General features: G+C 33.8%; 16 protein-coding genes. 14 read left to right on the top strand and 2 right to left on the bottom strand.

The genetic code is table 11. The features are described from left to right. Positions 1–94 precede the first annotated feature (94 nt). The 10 genes from RBG61_RS03555 (at position 95) to RBG61_RS03510 (ending at position 12,794) form a co-directional block, all read left to right on the top strand. Positions 95–481 (top strand): hypothetical protein, encoded by a 387-nt coding sequence (locus RBG61_RS03555; protein ID WP_307945836.1) that lies wholly within the window; start codon positions 95–97, stop codon positions 479–481. 120 nt (positions 482–601) lie between these two features. Further along, positions 602–1,444 carry a M23 family metallopeptidase gene (locus RBG61_RS03550; RefSeq protein WP_307945833.1) on the top strand — a complete coding sequence of 281 codons (843 nt, stop codon included), beginning with the start codon at positions 602–604 and terminating at the stop codon, positions 1,442–1,444. Between the two features lie 45 nt (positions 1,445–1,489). Then, complete coding sequence (locus RBG61_RS03545; protein WP_307945831.1) at positions 1,490–2,101, top strand: site-2 protease family protein; 612 nt, start codon at positions 1,490–1,492, stop codon at positions 2,099–2,101. Positions 2,102–2,228: 127 nt separating this feature from the next. Next, complete coding sequence (locus RBG61_RS03540; RefSeq protein WP_307945829.1) at positions 2,229–4,079, top strand: TIGR03960 family B12-binding radical SAM protein; 1,851 nt, start codon at positions 2,229–2,231, stop codon at positions 4,077–4,079. After that, positions 4,069–4,758, top strand: a complete 690-nt coding sequence (locus tag RBG61_RS03535) for a TIGR03936 family radical SAM-associated protein (protein WP_307945826.1) — start codon at positions 4,069–4,071, stop codon at positions 4,756–4,758. The genes RBG61_RS03540 and RBG61_RS03535 overlap by 11 nt, the downstream gene beginning before the upstream one ends. Before the next feature lie 135 nt (positions 4,759–4,893). Continuing rightward, entirely contained in the window at positions 4,894–6,384 is a 1,491-nt protein-coding gene (locus tag RBG61_RS03530) for a 2-isopropylmalate synthase (RefSeq protein WP_373889736.1), read from the top strand. A gap of 118 nt (positions 6,385–6,502) precedes the next feature. Further along, positions 6,503–8,428, top strand: coding sequence for a [Fe-Fe] hydrogenase large subunit C-terminal domain-containing protein (locus RBG61_RS03525; RefSeq protein ID WP_307945820.1), 1,926 nt, complete (start codon positions 6,503–6,505; stop codon positions 8,426–8,428). A 125-nt stretch (positions 8,429–8,553) separates the two neighbouring features. Further along, positions 8,554–10,407 (top strand): ABC transporter ATP-binding protein, encoded by a 1,854-nt coding sequence (locus RBG61_RS03520; protein WP_307945818.1) that lies wholly within the window; start codon positions 8,554–8,556, stop codon positions 10,405–10,407. After that, entirely contained in the window at positions 10,394–12,223 is a 1,830-nt protein-coding gene (locus RBG61_RS03515; protein ID WP_307945815.1) for an ABC transporter ATP-binding protein, read from the top strand. Before RBG61_RS03520 ends, RBG61_RS03515 begins: the two co-directional genes overlap by 14 nt. 25 nt (positions 12,224–12,248) lie before the next feature. Beyond that, positions 12,249–12,794 (top strand): GNAT family N-acetyltransferase, encoded by a 546-nt coding sequence (locus tag RBG61_RS03510; protein ID WP_307945813.1) that lies wholly within the window; start codon positions 12,249–12,251, stop codon positions 12,792–12,794. 54 nt (positions 12,795–12,848) lie between these two features. Here RBG61_RS03510 and RBG61_RS03505 read toward each other — a convergent pair whose 3' ends face one another. Then, entirely contained in the window at positions 12,849–14,207 is a 1,359-nt protein-coding gene (locus tag RBG61_RS03505) for a D-alanyl-D-alanine carboxypeptidase family protein (RefSeq protein ID WP_307945811.1), read from the bottom strand. Between the two features lie 107 nt (positions 14,208–14,314). On the opposite strand from RBG61_RS03505, the gene RBG61_RS03500 reads away from it, so the two are divergent. From RBG61_RS03500 to RBG61_RS03490, 3 genes are all read left to right on the top strand, one after another. Next, the gene (locus tag RBG61_RS03500; RefSeq protein WP_307945808.1) at positions 14,315–14,971 is read left to right on the top strand and encodes a metallophosphoesterase family protein; all 657 of its coding nucleotides are present in this window, start codon (positions 14,315–14,317) and stop codon (positions 14,969–14,971) included. A gap of 146 nt (positions 14,972–15,117) precedes the next feature. Then, positions 15,118–16,410, top strand: coding sequence for a signal peptidase I (locus RBG61_RS03495; RefSeq protein WP_307945806.1), 1,293 nt, complete (start codon positions 15,118–15,120; stop codon positions 16,408–16,410). A 53-nt stretch (positions 16,411–16,463) separates the two neighbouring features. After that, positions 16,464–17,729, top strand: coding sequence for a hypothetical protein (locus RBG61_RS03490; protein ID WP_307945804.1), 1,266 nt, complete (start codon positions 16,464–16,466; stop codon positions 17,727–17,729). A gap of 75 nt (positions 17,730–17,804) precedes the next feature. Here RBG61_RS03490 and mltG read toward each other — a convergent pair whose 3' ends face one another. After that, on the bottom strand, positions 17,805–18,788 hold the full coding sequence (mltG, locus tag RBG61_RS03485) for an endolytic transglycosylase MltG (protein WP_307945801.1): 984 nt from the start codon (positions 18,786–18,788) through the stop codon (positions 17,805–17,807). A 106-nt stretch (positions 18,789–18,894) separates the two neighbouring features. Between mltG and RBG61_RS03480 the strand changes: the two genes are divergently transcribed. Continuing rightward, a complete protein-coding gene (locus tag RBG61_RS03480) occupies positions 18,895–19,569 on the top strand; it encodes a Crp/Fnr family transcriptional regulator (protein WP_307945798.1) in 675 nt (224 codons plus the stop codon). Positions 19,570–19,792 lie beyond the last annotated feature (223 nt).

Below are 19,792 nucleotides of genomic sequence, written 5' to 3'. Positions count from 1 at the left end.
TGAACTGCTTGGAAATATAAAGTAAAATAAGATGGTTGACAATGTAAAATTGATATAATATAATACATAGAATAATGAAATAGAGGTGAAGTATATGAACAGCAAATTGAGAACTACAATTATTTGGGTATTATACGTTTTCGTTTGGTTGGCAATTGGTTTGTGCTATGCCTTGCCAGAACACAATAGCAGTTTTTCTTTTTTGGATTTGTTTGGACATGGTATTATGGTATGGGCAGTTCCTTATGTGTTGATTGCAACGTTTTATTGTATTGCAATCCAAACAAAGCAATATAAAAAGATACTCATTTTAATTCCAATCGATATTGGTTTAGTTACCTTTATTATTACTTATTTTGATTACTTTAATGAATATCAATATGCTTTTATTAACTGCTTAATTGCTTTTATTGTTATCGTTATTGTTAAAACATTAATTATGATTAAATGGAAGAAGAAAATTGCTGAAACAGTAAAATAAAATATAATTATCCTTTTAGGGCGAACTGTGTGTTCGCCCGTTTTGTTTATTCCGTTTGAATTTTAATACTATTTTTCCCCTCTTTTTCATATATATAAAATAGAAGGAGGAGATAACGCTATGGATGATATACAAGATATTCAATCGCAAATAGAAGAGCTTAGAGCCAAACGAAGACAAAGAAGTGAGAACGTAGATTATTTTGAGGATTTTAACGAAAATGAGCAAAAGGAGAAAAAAGAAAGAAAAGACGATGGTATATTAGGCGTACTTACATTTCAAGGGATCGTTGCTGTCATTCTAGCAATTATCTATGTATTATCCCTTACATTTTTCAAGCCGCAAACAACCCAATTTACAGATGATTTAAAGAATATTCTTCATCACGATTTCAGCTTTCAAGAAAAAGTATATGATGCGGTCGGATCGCTTTTTACATATTTGAATTCTGTTTCCCCTGTGCAAGCTAAATTAGATGGACAGGGTGGCGAATCTATTGAAATTATAGATAATGTAATGCCGTCAAATGTAACGTTTGCACCGGTTATATTTACAGGTAGAATTACTTATCCAATTGCAAAAGGTAGGGTGACATCCAAATTTGAAGTTAGAACAAATCCGTTAACGAAAAAGCAAGATTTTCATAATGCACTTGATATAGCTGCCTTAGAAGGATCACCAATCTATGCTGCAACTGACGGAGTTGTGATAAAAGCGGAAGAAGATAAATCTTTAGGTAACTACATCATTATCGATCATGGTAATGACTTTACTACTACATATGGACATTGCAGCAGACTGATTGCAAAAGTTGGCATGAAAATAAGAGAGGGTGAAGTGATAGCAAAAGTAGGTTCAACAGGCGCATCAACAGGGCCTCACGTCCATTTTGCAGTAAAAAAAGACGGATTATATTTCAATCCGGAATATCTTTATAATACCAAGCTGTTTAAAGGTAAGTAGAATGAAAAGCACAATAACTGATTTGAAAAAGAAAGGGTGACGAGGTTGCTTCGATTTAAGCTGTTTGGAGTTATTGTGCAAATTGAGTTTTTATTTGTAGCATTGGTTACGATCTTTTTATTAGTAGATCGATCGGGTATTGCGACATCAGCATTACTTGTTTGTTTGATTCATGAACTCGGCCACGTTTTCATGTTCTTTTTGGTAGGCTTTAAACCCCAAAAGATTTCTTTTCAGATAACCGGAATTTGTTTAACAAAGCCAACGGCTGCATTAAACTATCCCAAAGAAGTATTGGTTCAGCTAGCAGGCAGTACAACAAACTTTATTATTTTTGCGGCACTTTGTCACACAGTCAATACGATTACTCCTGTTAGTATTTTTGCAACGATTAACTTAGTAATCGGAATATTTAATTTGCTACCTTTAAAAAGCTTTGATGGAGGTAAACTATTAGAGATAACGTTGCTTCGCTTTATGAGTATAAAAGCAACAGACCGAGTATGTATGTTTGTTGATTTGACTTGTATTTTTGCTATGCTAATCGGAAGTGTATATGCATTTTTTACATCCCACCAAAGTTTTACTTTAATTGTGTTGACAGTTTATTTGATGTTAACTGCAATTATAAAATTAAACCAAAAATCGACCTCCTGAATTGCAATCTAATTCAGGAGGTTTTTCTCGCTATTTTTAAATAATTGTGGTATAATAAATTTTAATAATGTATAAGTGCAAAATTTTACTACATAAAAGATTTCAATAACGAATTAAAGGAGTTAAAATGGCAGATTCATTAAAAGATAAATTAGATCAAGTTTTATTAAATGTCCAAAAGCCGGCACGTTATATTGGCGGTGAATTGAATAGTGTAATTAAAGACAAGCAAGATGTTGATATTCGTTTTGCATTCTGTTTTCCCGATACTTATGAAGTTGGTATGTCCCATTTAGGAATGAAAATATTATATTCTCTATTAAACGATAGAGATGATGTTTGGTGTGAGCGTGTATTTGCGCCTTGGCTAGATTTTGAAGAGCAAATGAAAAAACACAATATTCCGTTATATGGTTTAGAAAGCTTAGAACCACTTTCTGAATTTGATATTATCGGATTTACATTGCAATATGAGTTGTCTTTTACAAATATTTTAAATATGCTGAAGCTTGGCAATGTTCCACTACTTTGCAGCGAGCGAAAAGGCTTGAAAAACTTGGTTGTAGCAGGTGGTCCATGTGCTTGTAACCCTGAGCCGTTAGTAGATTTTATCGATTTATTTATGCTTGGCGAAGGTGAAGAAGTAATGCATGAGCTGATGGATTTATACAAAGCAAGCGTAAAAGCTAACGATACGAAAGAGACCTTTTTACAAAAAGCATCTCAAATTGGGGGCGTTTATGTACCGTCCTTATATGATGTAACTTACAATGAAGATGGTACAATAAAAGAAATTATCGCTAAAGAGAATGCACCACTTCCTGTACAAAAACGCATTATTAAGGATTTTGACAGCGTTTACTATCCTGAAAAATTTATTGTACCTTTTATCGGAACAGTACATGATAGAGCAATCGTAGAAGTATTACGAGGATGTATTCGTGGTTGTCGTTTTTGTCAAGCAGGATTTTTATATCGTCCGTTTCGTGAAAAAAATAGTGATACATTAATAAAGAACGGTAAAAGCTTATGTGAAACCACAGGCTATGAAGAAATTTCTCTTTCTTCATTAAGTACAAGTGATTATTCTCAATTGGAAAGCCTGCTAACAGAATTTATTGATTATACAAACGATAACCAAGTGAATTTAACTCTCCCATCTCTGCGTGTGGATAATTTTTCTGAAGAATTACTTGAGAAAATCGCATCTGTGCGTAAAAGCGGTTTAACCTTTGCACCCGAAGCGGGAACACAGCGCCTTCGTGATGTAATTAACAAAAACGTGTTGGAAAGCGATGTTTTAAATTCATGTACCATTGCTTTTGCTGGTGGATATACTTCTGTAAAGCTATATTTTATGTTGGGCTTGCCAACTGAAACATTAGACGACATTAAAGGTATAATTGAATTAGCTCAAAAAGTTGTAAATGCATATTATGAAATGGAAAACCGTCCAAAGGGAAAAGGTGTACAGGTAACTGTTTCTGTTTCTACCTTTGTACCAAAGCCATTTACACCATTCCAATATGAGCCACAAGATACATTGGAAATGATTGACGAGAAGCAAAAACATTTGGTTCAATCTGTTACTTCAAAGAAAATAAATGTGAAATATCATGATTCTAAAACATCCGTTTTGGAAGCTGTTTTTGCAAGAGGCGATAGACGCTTAGGAAAAGTAATGCTAAAGGCATATCAAGACGGTTGCTATTTTGATAGCTGGGATGAATGCTTCCACTATGGCAAATGGATGAAAGCTTTTGAAGAATGTGGCATTGATCCCGCTTTCTATGCAAATCGTAAACGCAGCTATGAAGAAGTTCTTCCTTGGAGCCATTTGGATTATGGAGTAAGCGAACGATTCTTACAAAACGAGCATCAAAAAGCAGTAGCCTCTACTACAACCAAGAACTGCCGTTTGCAATGTTCTGCTTGCGGAGCAAACAAATTGCTTGGAGGTGCTTGCTTTGAATACTAAACAAATTCCAATTAGCGAAATGATTAACATTCGTGTGTTCTATAATAAAAAGTCAAGAGCAAAATATATTTCTCACCTTGATATCACTCGTTGTATGCAAAGGGCATTAAAGCGCGCGGGTTTACCGATTTGGTACACAGAAGGCTTTAACCCTCATATTTACTTAACCTTCGCATTACCTCTTTCTTTAGGATATGAGAGCGAAAGTGAATCAATGGATTTGCGCTTGGTGACTGAAGTCCCATTTGAAGAAGTAAAAGATTGCTTAAATCGTGCTTTGCCACCGGATATTAGAGTAACCAAAGTGCAACTACAAAAAAACAAGCCGGATGTTATTAAAACTGCGCTTTATGAAATTACATTAAAGAGCGATACAGTAACAGGACAGGTTTTAAAAGATTGCTTAGACCATATGTTTTCTGAAGAAAAAATTGAAGTCGTAAAGAAAACAAAAAAAGGCAACAAGATGATTGATATTAAACCTGACTTAGAAATTCAATCTATTGAAGTACTAGATTATGCAATTCATATTGAGTTGATTGCAAGTGCGGGAATTGAAAAAAATATCAATCCAACGTTGATGACGGATGAATTGATTGGTAAATATAATTTAGAAGATATTCAAACTTCCGTTATGCGTAAAGCAATTTATGATGCAAACGGAAACGAGTTTGAGTAGGATTTTATCAAATAATATTTTTGTTTGTGAATGTCAATTGATATACTCTATGCGTCAACTGCGGTTGCCACCTTCCTCAAAGAGAAAGGATAGAGTTGTTTAGGAATGAAAACTTCTTTAAAAGGAATGACAGCAATGAGAATAATAAAAATTTTCGATACCACATTGCGTGATGGAGAACAAGCACCCGGCTGCACAATGAATGTCAAAGAGAAAGTGGAACTGGCTCGTCAACTTGAAGCATTAGGAGTCGATGTCATAGAAGCCGGTTTTGCGATCTCTTCTGAGAAGGATTTTGAAGCTGTATCTGAAGTTTCAAAAGTCATTCAAAAAGCAACGGTAGTTAGTTTGTGCCGCTTAGTAAAGGAAGATATTGACCGCTCATTTGAGGCATTAAAAGATGCAGCTCATCCTCGACTACATTTGTTTATAGCAACAAGTGATATTCATTTAGAATATAAGCTGCAAATGACAAGAGAACAAGTGTTACAAGCAGTCAAAGAGCAGGTAGCTTATGCTAAAACGCTATGTGATGATGTTGAGTTTTCAGCAGAAGATGCTTCTCGAAGCGACAGGACTTTTTTAACGACAGTTTATCAAGCGGCGGTTGAATCGGGTGCAACGGTTATTAACATACCTGATACAGTAGGCTATGCAACACCGCAAGAGATGTACGAATTGGTATCGGAAATCAAACAAGCAATTCACAATGAAGCTGTTACAATTTCTGTTCATTGTCATAATGATTTAGGGCTTGCGGTTGCTTGTACGTTAGCCTCCGTTAAAGCAGGCGCAACGCAAGTGGAATGCACAGTGAATGGAATCGGTGAGCGTGCGGGTAATGCTGCTTTAGAAGAGATTGTAATGGGACTTGATACTCGAGCAGAATATTTTCAAGGGAAAACTCATATCAATACCAAACAGATTTATCGAACCAGTAAATTGCTTTCAACGATAACAGGTATAGCAATTCCACCGAATAAGCCAATAGTGGGGGCAAATGCATTTTCCCATGAAAGCGGCATTCATCAACATGGGGTTATGCGAAATGCCAATACTTATGAGATTATGTCATCTTCTCAAATCGGCATTCCACAAAATAAAATGGTGTTAGGCAAACATTCAGGCAAACATGCATTTCAAGAGCGCTTGTTGACTTTGGGCTATTTACTTTCAGACCATGATTTACAAAAAGCGTTTGAGAGCTTTAAAAAATTATGTGATAAGAAAAAGAATGTTACCGATAAAGATATTGAGGCATTGGTTAGTGAAAATGCAACAACAATGCAAAAAGCGTATGAGTATATTAGCTTTGTCATTAACTCAGGTAACACAATTACTTCAACTGCGAATGTAAAGTTATTAGTAGGTGAAGAAGAAATAGAAAAGGTTGCAGTGGGCGATGGCCCGGTTGATGCATGCTTTAGAGCCATTAACAAGATTGTTAAAAAAGAAATTCATTTGGAAAACTATACGATTCAATCTGTCACAGATGGCGTGGATGCGTTGGGAGAAGTTGTTGTTAAGGTTCGATCCAAACATGGTATGATTACTGGAAGAGGTTTGAGCACCGATATTATTGAAGCAAGTATAAAAGCATATCTAAATGCAATTAACAAAATATAGCTATTATTATCCTATTTTTAATTAAAATAGGATAATTTTTTATAATACAGTGAAATTTTTCAATATGCAGTCGATATATAATATAATCTTACTAATTACAACATAAGGAGAATGACAGATGAGTATTATTTCTATTGATACAACGAAATGTGTTGGCTGTAATTCCTGTGTTCGGGTTTGCCCAACTCATATTGCAAATATTGCTAAGATAAATAATCAAGGAAAACTGATAATTGAAATCGATGACGAAAAATGTATTAAATGCGGTGAATGTATCAAGGCGTGTAGTCATGGTGCAAGAAATTATGAAGATGATACACTTCGCTTTTTAAAAGATGTTGAATTAGGCAAGCCATTTACTGTTTTAGTTGCACCTGCAATTAAGGTTTCTTTCGGTGACCAATGGAAAAACGTAGTTGCATGGCTAAGAAGTATTGGTGTTGAAAAAATAATTGATGGTTCTTTTGGCGCAGATATTTGCACTTGGGCACATATTAAGTTAGTGAAAGAGAAAAAGATTAACCATCTGATTTCGCAGCCTTGTGCTGCTGTTACGAATTATATATTAAAATATAAACCAAAGCTATTTGAAAATCTTTCTCCTGTGCATAGCTCAATTTTATGTGCGGCGATTTATACGAAAAAATACTTAAATTTCAATGGTAACTATGCTGCATTGACTCCTTGCATTGCAAAAAAAGATGAATTTTTGCAAACGGGTATTATTGATTATAATGTTACATTTGATCATTTACAAAAAATGCTAGAATCAAAGCAAGTAAATCTATCTGATTTTTCTTGTAAGGATAGTGAGCTATTTGACAATGAATTATCTATGGATGGCGCATTATATCCACGTCCGGGTGGATTAAAGAAAAACTTACAAGCTCAAATGCCTCATCTATCCGTAATTAACTCAGAGGGAGCTCAAAAAGTATATGATGCAATTGATGCATACGAAAATGAACCGGAAGAAAATCTACCAGTTGTATTTGATATTTTAAATTGTGATTTTGGTTGCTGTTCAGGTCCAGCAGTAGGTACCTCACATAGCGTTTTTTCTATGTATCATACTATGCATGATGTGCAGCATGATGTACAGAAGTTAAGAGCGAGCAAGCAAAGGCATGGAAAAGATCAGCAATACAAGCAATTTGATAAAGAGCTTTCAATACAAGATTTTTTAAGAACATATCCAACCGATTTCGTTGAACTCCAAGAGCTTACTGAAAACGAAATGGAACAAGTATTCCAATCAATGAGTAAGTTTAATGAAAACGAACGACATATTGATTGTCACGCATGTGGATATCGTTCTTGTTATGACATGGCAAAAGCTGTAGCAATGGGCCACAATGTTGCTGAAAACTGTATGCAAAAGGCAAGAATTGCTGCGGAATTAAATAACCAAAATGTTACACAAATGAATGAAGAAGTAATGAGTATTACTTTAAAATTACGAGAAATGAGCCAGATGTTGACTACGAATGTTCAAGCGGTAATAGATGAAGTTCAGCAAATTGATATTGTGAATGAAAAAAACAACGACGATATGAATACTGTATCAACTGATATTATTAAGCTAAGCGAGTTAACCAAACAAATTGATCAAGCAATTGTAAATATCAATGCCAGCGTGATGAGTTATAATACTATGACACATGCTGTTTCAAAGATTGCGAATCAAACAAATATTCTTTCATTAAATGCATCCATTGAAGCGGCACGTGTTGGAGTTGCTGGAAAAGGCTTCGCAGTTGTTGCAGAAGAGGTACGTAATTTAGCTGCAAATTCTAAAAAAGCGGTGAGCAGTGCTGAAATTTGTAATAAGCAAGTGCAAACTGCAATTGAAGATATTAACCACATAGTTGAGATTATCAACAAAACGGTAAATACATTACTTACAATGGTGAAAAGTATGTCTGAAAACATACATTATGTAAATGAAAGTGGAACATCAATCTTTCTATCGATAGGTGAAGTGAGCGATATATCCGAAAACGTTAACCAACTGATTTTACAAACAAACGAGATATTGAAGTAAAAAATGGATGCAACAAATGTTGCATCCATTTTTTTACTTAATTTATACATAAATATTGTTTTTGATTATAAGTTATGATACAATTTAATAATCATTCGCTAAAACCTACCAATTAAGGAGGTATTATGTCTGATAAAAAAGAGAAAAAGGTCAAATCTGTAAAAGGTTTCATGAATAATTTTTATATGATGAAACTGGTTTGGAAAATCAGTCCATCACGAGTGGTATTAAAATTATTAAATGACTTTTGTGGGTTTGCATCTTGGGCGTTCTTTACAGTTGTATTTATGAAATACATATTTGGAGCGGCCGAAATTCAACGCTCGTTTCAAGAAATTGTAACTTTTATAGTAGTAACCCAACTAATATTAGTTGTAATTTTATTGTTTCAAGCATGGTTTAATGAGTATTATTCATTAGTAACAGACCAAAAAATATATTATCATTTGAATAAAATGCTATTTGAAAAAGCAACATCGGTCGATATGTCTTGTTATGAAAATCCGCAATTTTATGATAATTATACTAAGGCTACAACAGAGGTATTTACTCGTGCACAATCAGTCTTAGATAATATGGGAATTATTTTTGCATCGTTTTTTTCTTCTGTTTTTGTAATTTACACAATGTTTTCTGTTAACGTTTGGGCAGGCTTTTTTACTTTTCTGCCTGTTATCGGAAATTTTGTTTTCGGTAAAATTGCAAATAAGTATTATTATAAACGTGAAATGGATAATGTACCATATAAAAGAAGGCAAGATTATGTCAATCGTGCGGTATACTTGCAAAAGTATTCAAAAGAAATGCGGTTAACTAATATTTTTAATGTATTACATAACACCTACGAAACAGCATATAACGGAATCATTCAAAATGTTGAAAAGTATTGGAAAAAGCTGTTTCCCATTGAAAGCGTAAAAAGTTGCATATGCTTTCCTATTGTATTTGAAGGATTATGGTTGTTTGCAGCATTTAGTGCGATGGTAACGAAAACGATTTTGATTGGTGACTTTGTTATTCTTGCCAGTGCAATTGTAAGTACAACATGGATGTTAATTCGCTTAACAGAAGGTATTGTTAAAAGTTATAAGGACGGCTTGTATATTGAAAATTTAAAAACATTTTTGAATTACAAAGAAAAAATAAGTGAAAATCAAACGGGTGATAAGGTTGAATCTATTGTCCATACTTTGGAATTTAAAGATGTATCTTTCCGTTATGATGGTAGCGAGATTGATGTATTAAGCCATGTGAATTTCAAAGTTACAGCAGGTCAAAAAATTGCACTAGTCGGTCATAATGGTGCTGGTAAAACAACATTGGTAAAACTGATTATGCGATTATATGATCCAACTCAAGGCGAAATATTGCTGAATGGTAAAAATGTTAAAGAATATGATATCCAAGCATACAGAGAGTTAATCGGAACGACATTCCAAGACTATCAAATTTTTTCTATGACTGTTTTAGAAAATGTTATTATGTCTAAAATTGAAACAGAAGAGCAGCGTGAAAGAGCAGTTGAAGCTTTAAAAGAAAGCGGAGTTTATGATAAAATTGAATCCTTGTCTAATAAAGCAGATACAATTTTAACACGTGAATTTGATGATGAGGGTGCTGTTTTGTCAGGCGGTCAAGCACAAAAGGTAGCTGTTGCCAGAGCATTTGCAAAAGATAGCCCAATTATGATATTGGATGAGCCATCCAGCGCATTAGATCCGGTTGCAGAATATGAAATGTATGAAACGATAATGAAACTTTGTGATCGGTCAAAAGGAAATCAAAAGAAGCTTTCTATTATTATTTCTCATCGACTATCTTCGGCGGCAATGGCAGATTATATTTATCTATTGGAAAATGGTACTGTAATTGAAGAAGGCACTCACCAGTCTTTGATGCGTCAAGGCGAAGTTTATGCAGATATGTTTATTAAACAAGCCGAAAGTTACTTGCAGGAGGTGGTGTATGATGAAGCCTAATCAAAAGCAAAAAAGTCCAAAGAAGCTAAAGCAATCCTTTACAAATATTTTTAAAAATAATATGTATTTAGTAAAAATTGCGTGGAAAGAAGCACCACTATACACTTTTGATATTCTTGCACAAGGTATGTCAAATCGAATTGTTGTCTTTATTGAACATATTTATATGATAGGTTTTATTATCAATTCTATTGAAATGGAACGTCCGTTTTTACCTGTAGCTCTGTTTATTTGTAGCGTTTTACTTTTTTTAATATGCTGTAATATATGGAGCAACTTCTTAGTAGCCAAAATTCATCCAAAGGCTACTGAAAAAATCAGTAAACGGTTACGCTTAGAGCTTTATCAAAAGGCAACTACAATCGACTTGGAATGTTATGATAATCCGGAGTTCTATAACGATTTTGTATGGGCGATGACCGATGTTGCAGAACGAGTACCGTTGGTATTGCGCTCTGTATCAGATTTACTTGGTTGTATCGTTGGTATTATTATTGTAAGCGGATACTTTTTGTCAACAGATAAAGTTGGTCTTCTTTTAGCGTTATTTGCTTTTGTTGGTATTGTAATTATTGGGGGACGTTCTGTTAAGTTAAAATTTAATATGGAAACAGAACTAAAACCATTGCAGAGAAAACGTGATTATGTAAATCGTGTCATGTATTTAAATGAATTTGCAAAAGAAATCCGTTTGAGCAAAGTAAAAGAAAAATTATATGATGACTTCGGTGAAACCATTCAAGGAATGGATAAAATTATCCGTAAGAGAACGAAGAAACTATCCGTTTATTGGTTTATACTTGAATATTTCTTTAATTTCTTTATCTTTGATGGGATTTATCTCATTTACTTGCTATATCAAACGATTGTAAGAAAAGTATTTCATTTTGGCACAATGGTAAGGCTTTATAATTCTTGCGGATATTTAGTTGATATATTGATGAAGTTTGCAAGAGTGCTTCCTGATTTTCAAAAACATAGCCTATACATCGAAAAAATCAGTAAATTCTTGGATTATGATATGAAGATTCAATCCGGTGAGCTTGCTATGGAAGAGCCAAAATGTGCAAAGACGTTACAGCTTAAAAATGTAACCTTTTCCTATCAAGAATCTATGGAGCCTGTATTGAAAAATATTAATTTAACAATACATAAAGGTGAAAAAGTAGCATTCGTTGGATATAATGGAGCAGGAAAAACCACGTTAGTTAAGTTGTTAATGCGATTATATGATCCGACAAGCGGTGTGATTAGCTATGGTAATGAAAATATTCAAAACTATAATGTTACTGAATATCGAAATTCTTTCGCAACGGTATTCCAAGATTATCAAATTTTTGCTGCATCCTTAGCTGAAAACATAACGATGGATGAAGTAGAAATTGATTATGAAAAAGCAGCTCAAAAATTTAATGAGAGCGGATTTATGTCAAAGTTTGAAAAACTTCCGTTACAGTTTAAAACTCCTCTTACAAAAGAGTTTGATGATGAGGGCGTGAATTTATCCGGTGGTGAAACTCAAAAAGTTGCAATCAGCCGTGCGTTATATCAAGATGCACCAATTGTAATATTGGATGAACCATCCAGCGCATTAGATCCAATTGCCGAATATAACCTCAACAATACTATGCGAAATTTGGATTCAGAAAAAACAGTAATCTACATTTCACATCGTCTTTCCACTACTAGAATGGCAGACCGAATCTATATGTTGGAAAACGGTGAAATCATTGAAGAGGGAATGCACGATGAGCTTGTAAAACAACAAGGAAAGTATGCACAGATGTTTGAATTGCAATCTGAAAAGTATCGGTAGATTATGTTATGAGGTAAAAGTAAAAATGGAGAGATTACATTTACATATACCAACAGTTCAAGAACTATGGTATCGAGAACACATCTTAAGTGATGCAGATACTATGAGCTATAATAAAGGATATCAATTAGAATTTTTGGGCTACAATAATGACAGCGGCTGTATTTCTTTTCCTAAAACTCAGTGGAAAGATTGGTATAATTGGTTTGTTTGCGGTGTGCCAGATCGCTTCTATTCTTATATCGTTCGAAATGAAGATAATGCTTTTATTGGTGACGTTAATATTCATAAGAGTAATAATGATGATTGTTATGAGATGGGTATTGTTATTGAATCAAAATATCGAGGTATGGGCTATGCAAATGAAGCGCTGAAATTGTTGCTTGAACAAGCGTTTGAAGTTTTCAATGCAAAAGCGGTACATAATAATTTTGAAATTAGTAGAGAGGCAGCGATAAAAGCGCATCTTTCTGCTGGATTTTTAGTGAATAGAGAAGAGAATGGAATTATTGACCTTGTAATTAGTAGAGCACAATATGATTTGTTTAATAGTCAAAATCAGTGTAACTAGCCAAATAACAAACTAAAGGGAGTTATCCAATCATTTTGGATAACTCCCTTATTCTTATTTTTGCATTTTTCTTATATAACGAGATCTTGCCGCACGTAAGCGTTGCAGTTTACGATACCTTGCTTTCAAAACAAGGAAGATTAAAACGAGAAGTAAAAGAATGATTAACAGTACTCTGACGATAGTATTATTTAAAAAGCGTTTTACAAGATCGAAACTATATTTCCATAAGCTGCGATGAATATCTTGATAAGCGACTAAATCAACGGATTGTATGATTTCATCGTTTAATTTCAAATCTAAGCGGCCAAGCACATCCCCTTTTTTAACAGGAGCCCGAACATCTTTTAATATGGTTGGAATTTTTTGAATGGCTGTAGCATCAACATCACTTGGAAGTAACGCAGTCACATCATTTTTAGCTAGTAAAGAAACATAGTCTTGTCCAGAGCTTAACCTTACTTTGGCCTCTTCAATGACTTCGCCCTCTTTTATGATGGTTTGATGCTTAAAAGATGTTAATGCCCATTTGTATAAGTTTTGTGCATCCTCAAAAGCGCCATTCTTGCCAAGTGGTTTTCCGCTGGAATCAACTTCAGGTGCGCCTAGCGAAATCAGTAGATAATTGTATCCATCTTTTGAAGCCATAGAAATCAGGTTTTTTCCGACTTCAGGAAGAGTACCGGTTTTAATACCCTTTGCATATGGATAATAATAACTTCCACCCCGAACTTTACTTAGCATATAGTTCGTATGACTAATATTATAGGGTTGACTATGCTTATTTGTTGCTGGCATTTGGTAAGAAGTAGTAGTACATATTTTTTCAAACATTGGTAAGCTTAACGCATATTTTGTAATAAGATATAAATCATATGCAGTTGTAACTTGTCCTTGAGCCATGAGACCGTGTGGATTTTTAAAAACAGTATTTTTAGCACCGATTTCTTTTGCCTTTTTGTTCATCATATCTACAAATTGAGCAATACTACCATCACCGATATAATCCGCAACAATGCTAGCGGCTTCGTTAGCGGATGGTAATATCATTGCATACAGCAAATCAATCATACGAACTTGTTCCTTTTGACGAATATCAGCAGTAGAAACATTCAGACCAAAAAATTCATCATATATATAAGAAGGTGCAGTTACAATCGTACCTTCTAAGTCCTTAACTGTTTCAAGTGCAATAATAGTCGTCATTATTTTAGTAAGCGATGCCGGTATAATTTTCTCATCTTTGTTTTTTTCGTAAACTACTGTATTCGTATCTGTGTTTACCATATATATTGCTTTACTGTTTGTTTCAAAAGGCAATTTATAAGCCGCTTCTACAGTAGATGAAGCAAAAAGTGTGAATACAATAATCATAGTTATTGATAAAGAAATTATTTTTTTTAATATTTCCATATAGACGAAACCTCAACTTAAGTGTATTATATATAGTATAACAGATTTATCAAAAGATTGAAATATGTTTTTAGAATTTCATAAAGTTAGAATAGGGGAAAACAACAGTGATTTTTGTAACAGGAGATATGCATGGCGATCGCAGTCGCTTTAAACAAATAAATAAATCAAAAATCAAAAAAGGCGATACTCTCATAGTATGTGGAGATTTCGGTTTTGTATGGGATGGTTCTAAAAAAGAGACAAAATTTTTAAAATGGATTGGCAAACGTAAATACAACGTTGTGTTTGTAGATGGTTATCATGATAATTTAGACCTTACTTGTAGCTACCCAATAGAAGAATGGAATGGTGGACAAACACGCTTGATTTCGGGTAATTTACGAATGCTGATGCGTGGAGAAGTTTTTCAAATCAATAATAAAACAATATTTGCTTTCGGTGGTGGAGATTCAATTGACCGAGAGATCGATTCCACAAAAGAAACCGATAAGTTGCCTACGGTTCAAGAATTAAATCACGCAATTGATAATTTGGAAAAAGTAAATAATACTGTAGACTATATTATAACACATGATGCACCAACCAAAGTAAAATTATTCATTGATATGGATAATAATGAAGTAAATCATTTGCATGCTTTTTTAGAAAAGGTAAGTAAAGCGGTTTATTTTAAGAAATGGTTTTTTGGTAAATATCATACTAACAAAGTAATTCCACCTTGTTATCATATGATTTTTACTGATGTTGTTAAAATAGATTAGTTGATAAGCATTCTTCATTTACGAAGGATGCTATTTTTTCGACTTTTTATAGGAAAAACTCTGTTAAAAGTTGACAATTCACCATCGAATGTATATAATGCAAATATAGATAGATAAAACAATTTAAGGGTAGGGGTATAGGATAAATGGAAACAAAAAAAGCGGTAAAACCAAAAGCAAAATTAAGCAAAGCAATCTTTTATACAATTATGTCTGTTGTAGGATTACTATTGGTATTAGTATTATTAACTGTTATATTAACTCGTCAAAATAATAATAACCCACCTTCTATTTTTGGCTATCGTTTATTTATCATCAGCTCAAACAGTATGGAGCCGAATATACCAATTCAAAGTGCGGTTTTAGTGCAAGAAACCGATGTGAAGAAATTAAAGTCTCAAGATATGATTACTTTTAAAGAGGGTATTGATGAAAACGGCGCATTAGTGATAAACACTCATCGAATAACGCAATGTGTGCCTACGGATGTTGGAATGACTTTTATAACAAAAGGCGATAGAAATAAAGTGGAAGATTCCAAGCGTAGATTAAGTGAAGATATATATGGAAAAGTAATTTCAATTATGCCTGCAACCGGTAGGTTTATATTATTTGTACAATCTCCAATTGGATTGGTAACTTGCGTTGCTGTACCTTTATTATTGTTGTTGCTTTTTGAAATTCTTAATTTACTGCGCTTATCAAAAGCGCCAATTGAGGATACCAATGTTGTAAAAGAGGAAGAACGAGCTGAATTATTTGGAACACATTCCTTAAAGCCTGCTAAGCATATTGCAAAAGGAATACCGAATAATCATGAAGAAAATGAAGGGGATGCTCTGAAACCACCTGTTCGGAGTATTGGTTCTACATTATATAATACCATTCAAGAAAATCCTAATGTGCAACCTTTAACCAAACAAATCAATAATGAAGTAATTACAACGAAAAGCGATGATGAACAGCAAATTCGTTCAGAACGCATTATTGCAAAAAACAATGCTGAACCGATTTTACGCACAAAAAAAATTGTCACCAAACAAGAAGAGGAAGAAGAAATAATAAATAATATGAACGCATTTGCTATGTTGCGTTCAAAGGGTGAGCCGCAAGATAGTGAACTTCATGTTGTGGATCAATTCAAAAGTCAAGAAACAGACATGGCTGTTTTGATGAATCATTCTACTCCAAGGTTTAAAGGAACTTTACAAAGTAAAGGAAATGATTCTTTTAGCATTGATGGTATAAACGTGGATGTAAAAGCAAATGCCATTAAATTAGCGTTCGATGAGATAACAAATGGAAGAGAGCTTGCAATCACTGTAACGGAAGGCTATACAAATGTTGTTATCGATGGACAAGATTTTGAAGTGAATTTTGGGTTATTTAAGGATGAAAATAATCAACCTAAAGTTACGATACAAAAGAAAAATAAATAGAAAAAAGAAAGTAAAAAAGCTTTGAGGGGAAATAAATAGAATGAGGGATTACTATGCTATTAATGAAACCTTCAATGCTTTTATCATCTGTAAATGCAAAGATTGTACGTCTTATTTTAGGAATCGTATTATCGGTTGGCTTATTGACTGCAATAGCAGTTAATTCCTTTGCAGGATTTTCGGGTACTGTTGCAAACAAGAATAATAAAATTGTAACAGCGAATGTTGCAATGAAACTAATGACCACCAATAAGCCGGTTAATATTTTGCCTAATTCAAGTGGAGAATCTAAAGCGGCGCCGTTACCGACTACAATAGCTGAAATATTTTCTAACGGAAATTCGTTGATTTCAATTGATGAAGAGGACAAAACAAACCGTAAGTTTTTCGAGTATAATGGCAAATCGGAAATTGCAGATATTCAACCGGGATTTCGACAACAAAGGCCGTTAATTGTTCAAAATAACTCTAACGCAGATATTGATTATACAGTTGAATTCATAACTCGAGAAATAGAGAATAAGGGATTATCAAATGTATTTTTCTTTGATTATACAAAAGTCGGTGGAGATATCCCCAATGCTTCTTTTCATCAATCTGATACTACTTTATTAAAACCACAAACGAGTGTGCAAAACATAGGTTCAGCCATTCAAAAAATCGGTAAAGAGAAACCGATTAGAATAAAAGCACACACAACTAATATCTATGTTGTAGATATGGGAATTCAATCGACTGCCGGAAATGCTGTGCAAGGAGCAGGTATGTTATTGGATATCATTCTTTTATCAAACTATGTGGATACTCCGGAAAGCTATCCTTCAAATAAAGAATCTACAACGACAAGTGTTGTTAGTAATACTCCATCAGAAAGCTCCAAAGATGATACTTCTTCTTCCACGAGCTCATCATCCCAAACAGATCCTTTTGCATCTTATATGGATTATAATACTATAGAAGAGAGCAGTGATTATGGTGGAGGAACGGGTGCTACTGCTTCAAATGCATATAAAATTGAAACGATACAACAGTTTAAGCATTTTATTGAAGATACTACTACAACAAAAACGACATGGGTAAAGTTGTGTATTAACATTTCCAATATAAAAAACATACCTGAAAAGGTTCTAACGAAAAAATCAATATTGTTAGTAAGTGATGACAACAAATTCTCCCATTTAGATATTTTAGCTGATAAACCTCAAGCAAACTCAATCAATCCATTTCAACAATGCACATTTTATTATAATAATCGTACGTCTACCGACTATGATATTTTTATAGATACAACAAGTTATCATGGCGAGTTTATTTCATAAAACTTTTTGCATAAATATTAATATAACAAAATAGGGAGCTATCCGTTTTTGGATAACTCCCTTGTTTCTATAAATTTATGGTGTTACGCCAGCAGTTTGGCAATTTTGCTGGTGTTCTTCATAGGTAGCCGCATAATAATAGTTTCCCGCAGTATCATTTACAAAGTATAGATAGTTTGTGCTTTCCGGATTTAATGCTGCTTCTATAGCAGAAATTCCTGGATTGCATATCGGTCCGGCAGGTAACCCCTTGCATTTGTAGGTGTTGTAATAGGAGTTGAATCGGTTAGTATCACCATCTATGTATGGCTTAATAGCGCCCTCCACATATTTGATGGTAACATCGGATTGCAATTTCATTCCGGCTTTTAAACGATTATGAAAAACAGATGAAACACGTGTAAATTCCTTTGTCACATGTGCTTCTTTTTGAATGATGGATGCAAGCGTTATCATTTCATCCATTGTATAACCAAGCTGTGCAGCACGATCTTTATATGCTTGTGTGATTCTTTTATTGCTAACATTGAGCATTTTTCGAATTACACTTTCGGGCTTTTCATTTACATAAAAATCATAGGTGCTTGGGAATAAATAACCTTCTAATAGAAAACATCTGGTTGAAGCGGGCTTAATTTCGTTTACCACGCTATATGCTGAAAAATCAACACTGCCAGCGGTTTGAAAAAGCTCTTTTTGTTTGGCAACTCCTTTTGCTTCCAAAGTGTCAAAGGCTTTTGCCATAGTGGTACCTTCTGGGAATGTAACACGAACGGTTTGAACTGGTTGGCTTGATACTGCGGAAGTAGCATTTTTACTATTATTGCTCGTTGCAGTAGTTGGAGCGCTTTTAGTCGAACTGGATTTATTTGAACTTGGTGCTTGTGATGAAGTAGTAGAAGATACTTCAGAACTACTACTTTCCATTTGACTGCTTGTACTAGACGAATCCACTTGATTATCCTTGCTTGAAATGTTAAGATTAGTAGTATCAGCTTTACAAGAAATTAACATGCAACATAAGCTAATGCTTAAAAAAAGAATCAAAATTTTTTTCATTTTATACCTCGAATATATTTTAAAAGTTAAATTTTGGATATATTATTGCATATAAAGTAATATATCATATTTGAAGGAAAGAATCAATAAAAAGGAGGCATATTTTATGATAACATCGGAACAGTTGGATTATGTTAAGACAGTATTGACATTTTGGAATCACTTAACTCCACCGGAAAGAGCCTTGCTAAAGCAAAGCATGGTTTCAGTAAACTATAAGCAAGGAGATGTTATCCATCGTGGTGATAGCGACTGCATTGGTGTTTTAGTTGTAAAAAGTGGTGGACTTCGCACTTATATGCTTTCGGAGGAGGGCAAGGAAATAACATTATTTCGCCCAAGGCAAGGTGATGTTTGCGTATTATCTGCTTCTTGTATTATGCGAAACATTACGTTTGATGTTCATATAGAAGCTGATGAAGATAGTGAGGTTATTATTCTAAACTCAAGCGATTTTCAACAAGTATGCAATGAGAATATTTATGCTGAAAATTTTTCATATAAAGTGACAACAGACCGTTTCTCAGATGTAATGTGGGCTATGGAGCAAATACTATTTATGAGTTTCGATAAACGTCTTGCCATTTTCTTATTAGATGAAAGTGCAAAAAACGGATCTGACTTCATCACACTTACCCATGAGCAAATTGCAAAATATACAGGTAGTGCAAGAGAAGTAGTTTCTCGTATGCTCAAATATTTTGTGAATGAAGGGCTTGTTGAGGTTTCACGAAAAGGCGTAAAACTATTAGATAAGAAAAAATTAAGGGCATTATTATAACCGAGTGCATTTTTGAAATAAAACAAGCTGGAAGCGCAAGAAAAAACTGAATATTTAAAGAAATTTGCTTGCGAAAATTGTTTTTTTGAAAATGACATAAAGTAAAGTTTACTGCTTGATCAAATGCTAATCGCGTGGAATAATTGCTGGTCGCATAACGATTTTTCAAGAAATTATCCAGGGAAGCAAATAAAGAATAATATAGCACAAACTGAAACTTTAT

Source organism: Paludicola sp. MB14-C6 (assembly GCF_030908625.1).
Taxonomy (GTDB): Bacteria; Bacillota; Clostridia; order Oscillospirales; family Ruminococcaceae; genus Paludihabitans.
This window is presented reverse-complemented; position numbering and strand designations above follow the sequence as displayed.